Raw genomic sequence first — 5,962 nt, 5'->3', positions numbered from 1 at the left:
GGCAGCCGAGCCGGAGACGGTCATCGAGCTGAAGCCGGTCGCAGCCCCCACGGAGCCCGCCGAGACGGAAGAGGCACCGGAAAAGGCGCCGGAAGAGGCACCGGAGCAGAGCGCGACCGCAGCACCGGAAGAGGCACCGCACAAGGCTGAGGAAGACGCACCGGACGAGCCGCAGGCCGCCGACGGCGAGGAAGCCCCGCAGGGGCCACCCGCAGTCGAGGACGAAAGCAGCACGGGTGGTACGGGTGGGAACGACCCGGCCGAAGGCGAAGCCAAGCCCGCCGAGGCGAAGCCCGCCACCCCCCTCACCAAGGTCAAGTCCAGCACCCCTTCCCTCACCACCGCCTACAAGGCCGCCACCACCACTCTCAGGAAGACCGACCTCACCGGCACCCGAGCGAAGCTCTACCTCGTGCTGGACCGCTCCGCCAGCATGCGCCCGTACTACAAGGACGGCTCCGCGCAGGCCCTCGCCGACCAGACCCTGGCCCTCGCCGCCCACCTCGACCCCGAGGCCGCGGTCCACGTCGTCTTCTTCTCCACGGAGGTCGACGGCACCACCGACCTCACCCTGTCCCCGGACCACGAGACGAAGATCGACGACGTCCACGCCGGCCTCGGCCGCATGGGCCGCACCAGCTACCACGCAGCCGTCGAGGCGGTCCTCGCCCACTACGAGAAGAACGCGGCCCCCGGCACGCCCGCCCTCGTCGTCTTCCAGACCGACGGCGCCCCGGACGCCAAGACCCCCGCGACCCAGGCTCTGACCACGGCCGCGGACACCCACCCCGCCGTCTTCTTCTCCTTCGTCGCCTTCGGCGAGCACGAAAACAAGGCCTTCGACTACCTCCGCAAACTGAAGACCGACAACACGTCCTTCTTCCACGCGGGCCCCACCCCCCGCGAGCTGACGGACACCGAGCTGTACGAGGGCGTCCTGGCCGCCTGGCGCCCGTAGCCCCGGCAAGCTCCCGCCATGCCGCCCGCTTCTCAGCCCGCAAAACGGGAAGCGGGCGGCATACACACGTCGGCTACGATTTCAAGGTTCATACACGTAGCGACCTGGGAGCAGCCGCGATGGCTCGACACCTCATCACCAGCGCCCTTCCGTACATCAACGGGATCAAGCACCTGGGCAACATGGTGGGGTCCATGCTCCCGGCGGACGTGTACTCCCGGTACCTCCGCCAGCGCGGCCACGACGTCCTGTACATCTGCGCGACCGACGAGCACGGCACACCCGCCGAGCTGGCCGCGAAGGAGCAGGGCCTCGCCGTGGACGAGTTCTGCGCCCAGGCGCACGACGCACAGAAGGCGGTCTACGACGGCTTCGCACTCGCGTTCGACTACTTCGGCCGCAGCTCCAGTCGCGAGAACGTCGAGATCACCCAGCACTTCGCCCGCAAGCTGAACGAGAACGGCTTCATCGAGGAACGCGCGATCCGGCAGGTGTACAGCCCCGCCGACAGCCGCTTCCTCCCCGACCGCTACGTCGAGGGCACCTGCCCCCACTGCGGTTACGACAAGGCCCGCGGCGACCAGTGCGAGAACTGCACCCGCGTGCTGGACCCGACGGACCTGATCAACCCGCGGTCGGCGATCTCCGGCTCCACGGACCTCGAGGTCAGGGAGACCAAGCACCTCTTCCTCCTGCAGTCCAAGCTGCAGCACGAGGTCGAGGAGTGGGTGTCCCGCCACGAGGAGGACTGGCCGCAGCTCGCCTCCTCCATCGCCCGCAAGTGGCTGAACGAGGGTCTGCACGACCGCGCGATCACCCGCGACCTGGACTGGGGTGTCCCCGTCCCGGCCGACACCTGGCCGGAGCTCGCGGCCGAGGGCAAGGTCTTCTACGTCTGGTTCGACGCCCCGATCGAGTACATCGGCGCGACCAAGGAGTGGGCCGACGCCACCGGCGGCGATTGGAAGTCCTGGTGGTACGACGTCGACGCGGACGTCCGGTACACGGAGTTCATGGCGAAGGACAACGTCCCCTTCCACACGGTGATGTTCCCTGCCACCGAACTGGGCGTCCGCGAGCCGTGGAAGAAGGTCGACTACGTCAAGGCCTTCAACTGGCTGACGTACTACGGCGGTAAGTTCTCCACCTCCCAGAAGCGCGGCGTCTTCACCGACCAGGCCCTGGACATCCTTCCCGCCGACTACTGGCGCTACTTCCTGATCGCCAACGCCCCCGAGTCGGACGACTCGTCCTTCACCTGGGAGCACTTCACCGCCACGGTCAACAAGGACCTCGCCGACACCCTCGGCAACTTCGTCAACCGCGTGCTGTCCTTCTCCCGCAAGCGCTTCGGCGAGGAGGTGCCCGCGGGTGCCGAGCCGGGCGAGGCGGAGAGCAGGCTCGGCGAGGAGATCGCCCGCCTGCTCGCCGAGTACGAGGAGCACATGGAGGCCCTGCAGTTCCGCAAGGCTTCCGCCGCCCTGCGCGCCCTCTGGTCGGCCGGCAACTCCTACCTGGAGGAGAAGGCCCCCTGGCTCGAGATCAAGACCGACAAGGACGCCGCGGCCCTCACCCTGCGCACGGCGATGAACCTGATCCACCTGTACGCGGTGGTCTCCGAGCCCTTCATCCCGGCGACGTCCCAGGCGATGCGCGAGGCGTTCTCCCTGACCGACGACACCGCGACCTGGGTCACCCAGGAGGAGGCGAAGTCCCTCTCCTCCGTGCCGGCCGGCACCCCCTTCACCGTGCCGCCGGTCCTTTTCGCCAAGCTGACGGACGAGGACCTGGCGGCGTACAAGGAGCGCTTCGGCGGCCAAGAAGCATGAAGCCGAACGATTAGACAGAGGCCCGGAAACCGCTGGTTTCCGGGCCTCTGTGCTTTGCCAGCACCGACCGATGAAGCTAAACGTTCCTTCCCTCCCCGAACGAGTGAACCATTCCCTTCGCAGCGCATCCCGTCTCTTGATCCGCCTACCTTGACCGCATGGTCACATCCACCCACGAGGCATCTCATCGGATCTTCCAGGACAGGCCGGAACTCCTCACCCCTGTCTTCGACCTCCTCGGAGTCCCGATGTCCGCCAAGGCGTCGGTGTCGGTCCTCAGCGCCGACGTGACGGAGATCCAGCCTCTGGAGAGACGTGTGGACACCGTCCTGTGCGTCGAACCGTCCGACGGGGGCACCTTCCTGCTCGCCATCGAGACGCAGGGCCGGCGCGACAACCGCAAGGCGACGAGCTGGTCGTACTACGTGGCGTATCTGCACGAGAAGTTCTGCCTCCCGGTGCTGCTCCTCGTCACCTGCACCGACCGGCGTACAGCGCGGTGGGCGACAGGGCCCTTCGTCTGCGAGGTCCGAGGCTGGACCACTCACAGCACCCATCCCCTGGTCCTGAGCCCGGACAACGTACCGATGATCACCGACCAGCGTACGGCCGCGCGGAATCTGGCGATGGCTACGTTCTCCGCCATCACGCATAGCAAGAATCCGAAGGCCACGGCCATACTGGAGGCCCTGTCCGGCGCCCTGCAGGAGACAGATCCGCAGACCGCCCTGTATTTCAGCGGCCTACTGGAGATCGGCCTGGGGGACACTCCGGCCCGACAGACATGGAGAAAGCTGATGAGTTTCACCAACTTCTTTCCCGGCCGGGGCACCCTGCTGGAGGAGACCTACCTGGAAGGCCAGGCCAAGGGGGAAGCCAGGGGTGAGGCCAGGGGTGAGGCCAAGGCCATCCTTCGCTTCCTCGAAGCACGCGGCGTCTGCGTCCCCGAGGAGGCCCGGGACCGCATCGCCGGCTGCACCGACCTCGACCTCCTGAACCGGTGGCTGGACCTTACGCCTCACGTGGAGAGCGTCGACGACCTCTTCGCGTCGTGATCGACGATCTGGACGCATCACCGGAACTACTCGACCTGCTCCGTTTCAGCTTGGTGTCCGTGGGCTTGGGCGTACCGCCGGAGCGCGCACTGGGCGACTTCCGTTCCGGATTGGAGGACCTGAGACAGCAAGGCTCCCTCTCCCTCCGGGACATGGCCCGCATCCGGGCCAGGCTGGACAATCGGGCCGCGGCCGCGGAGGAGCATGAGGACGAGGACTGGGTCAGGGGATACACCGCCGGATACACCGCGGCGTGGGCCGGAGCGGTCCTGCGGGTGCTGGAGGTGCGTGACATCGACGTACCCAAGGAGATCTTCCGCCCCCTCTCCCTGTGCCCGGACCCGGACGTCCTCACCCGCTGTCTCGACCGGTCCCTCACGGTGGACACGTCGGAGGAACTGTTCACCCCCGACCTGCGGAGCGGCGCGTAAAGCTGCTCAGAGTGTGCCGAACGGCCCGGGAGTGAGCTGTCCCTGGGCCGTTCAGTTACGCGGAGGCCTCGCGCAACACCTGCAACCGCGCCTGCCAAGGCCCGGGGACACCTGCGGTAAGCAGCCAAGTGGATCGGGAAGTGGGCGGGGCCCGGCGAGCAGGGGGGATGCTCGCCGGGCCCCTCGGCTCGGGGATGCGCTACCGCAGCACCCCCGCGCCGGTCGTGGTGGCCAGTTCCGTCGGCAGGTTCTTCGCCGACTGCTCCAGGCCTGCCGTGAGGGTCGGGGTCCAGTCGACCGTGGTCTTGATCTTCTTCGAGGACGCGGCGTTGTACGCGGCGACCAGGTCGGTGACGGTGCCGTTGACCAGGTTGCCGCTGCCCGCGACCGAGCCGGTGCCGTCGCCGCTGAGGAGCTTGGCCACCTTGCCGCCGGACGGCACCGTCCAGTAGTTGGCCTCCGCGACGACCTGGGCCTTGGCGCGGGAGTTGATGCTGTACTGCGGGGCGTAGCCGTCGACGGTCGTCGTGTCGTACCAGTTGTTGTAGATGTGCACCTGGCCGAGGCGGGTCAGCGGCGCCCGCTGCACGATGCCCTTCCACACGTTGTGATGGATCGAGACGTGCAGCTTGCCGGTGGAGTCGGTGTCGCTGCTGCCGATCAGCATCGTCTTGTCGTGGTCGGTGAACCGGTTGCGCTCCACGGTCACCAGGTCCGAGCCCTTGGTGATGTCCAGGGCGCCGTCGTGGATCTGGTACTCGCGGCCGAAGTACTTCGGGTTCGCCTTGTCGAAGTGCGGCGCGTCGGTGAACGTGTTGTGGTCGGCCCAGACGTGGGTGGCGCCGCGCAGGGTGACGGAGTCGTACTCCGAGTTCCAGTTGCCGTCCGAGCCGTCGGTCGGGTCCCATTGCGGGAAGCAGTCCTCGGTGGCGGAGAACGCCAGGTTGCGGACGATGACGTTGTCGACGTTCTGGATCTGCAGCATGCCGCCGGTGATCCCGGCGTTCGTGCCCGGCACGCCCACGACGGTGGTGTTGGCCGGCACCTTGAACTCGATCCGCTTGGCCTGCTTCTGCTGCGCGGCGGCCCGCGCCTTCTCCTGGGTGCCCGAGGGCAGCTTGGAGCGGCCGTAGGTGGCGGGGTCGTACGCCTTGAGGTAGGCGGCGAGCGAGTAGCCGGTGCCGGCGGCGTAGTCGGAGCAGGTCAGCTTCTTGCCGCTGTCGTCGGTGTTGGCGTCGATGGTGCCCTTGATCCTGACGATGCGGGGCGTGGTGTCGGACGCGGAGCCCAGCGCCTTCACGAGCTCGGCGCGGGTGCCGACGGTGAAGGTGTGCGCGGAGTCGGCCTTCGCGCCGCCCGTCGTCCCCGTGCCGGAGGCGGCCCAGCCGTCCTTGGCGGGCAGCGTCTGGTGGTACAGGTCGACGGCGGCCGCGTTCGCGTGCAACACGAACACACCGGCGCCGGTTCCCGCGGCCAGGACGGCGGCGGACACGGCGGTGAGCCGCCGCTTGCGGAGGGACCGGCGGTGAGAGGGAGCTGCCACGGGGTATTCCTTAGGGGGTCTGCTGAACTCGTCGAACTCGCCTTACGACCCCTCAGTGGCCGCCGTCCGTACGGAGGTTGCCGCTCCCACAGATTTTTTCTCCGCCCGGGCCGCCCGGCTGACCGGCCGGGCGGCCGCGAGAGCGG

Annotated in this window: 5 protein-coding genes; 4 read left to right on the top strand and 1 reads right to left on the bottom strand. The window is 68.1% G+C overall.

Features of this window, described 5'->3' with window-relative positions:
• The 4 genes from AQJ66_RS35405 to AQJ66_RS39190 form a co-directional block, all read left to right on the top strand.
• Positions 1–958 (top strand): VWA domain-containing protein (locus tag AQJ66_RS35405; protein WP_159052692.1); only part of this gene is annotated, 958 nt, incomplete at its 5' end.
• A 119-nt stretch (positions 959–1,077) separates the two neighbouring features.
• The gene (gene metG, locus AQJ66_RS35400) at positions 1,078–2,787 is read left to right on the top strand and encodes a methionine--tRNA ligase (RefSeq protein ID WP_061930662.1); all 1,710 of its coding nucleotides are present in this window, start codon (positions 1,078–1,080) and stop codon (positions 2,785–2,787) included.
• Between the two features lie 158 nt (positions 2,788–2,945).
• On the top strand, positions 2,946–3,842 hold the full coding sequence (locus AQJ66_RS35395) for a hypothetical protein (protein WP_061930658.1): 897 nt from the start codon (positions 2,946–2,948) through the stop codon (positions 3,840–3,842).
• A gap of 152 nt (positions 3,843–3,994) precedes the next feature.
• Positions 3,995–4,273 (top strand): hypothetical protein, encoded by a 279-nt coding sequence (locus tag AQJ66_RS39190; RefSeq protein WP_063804119.1) that lies wholly within the window; start codon positions 3,995–3,997, stop codon positions 4,271–4,273.
• A 199-nt stretch (positions 4,274–4,472) separates the two neighbouring features.
• On the opposite strand, the gene AQJ66_RS35385 is transcribed toward AQJ66_RS39190, so the two are convergent.
• On the bottom strand, positions 4,473–5,816 hold the full coding sequence (locus tag AQJ66_RS35385) for a pectate lyase family protein (RefSeq protein WP_061930652.1): 1,344 nt from the start codon (positions 5,814–5,816) through the stop codon (positions 4,473–4,475).
• Between the last annotated feature and the right edge of the window lie 146 nt (positions 5,817–5,962).

This window comes from Streptomyces bungoensis, assembly GCF_001514215.1.
GTDB classification, from domain to species: Bacteria; Actinomycetota; Actinomycetes; order Streptomycetales; family Streptomycetaceae; genus Streptomyces; species Streptomyces bungoensis.
Note: the sequence above shows the minus strand (reverse complement) of the source record. Positions and strands in the feature narration are given on the sequence as shown.

What these genes read in the sequence shown, in the direction of transcription:
- metG (WP_061930662.1), top strand. Translation starts at nt 1,078, where the DNA reads ATGGCTCGACACCTCATCACCAGCGCCCTTCCGTACATCAACGGGATC.
- AQJ66_RS35395 (WP_061930658.1), top strand. Translation starts at nt 2,946, where the DNA reads ATGGTCACATCCACCCACGAGGCATCTCATCGGATCTTCCAGGACAGG.
- AQJ66_RS39190 (WP_063804119.1), top strand. Translation starts at nt 3,995, where the DNA reads ATGGCCCGCATCCGGGCCAGGCTGGACAATCGGGCCGCGGCCGCGGAG.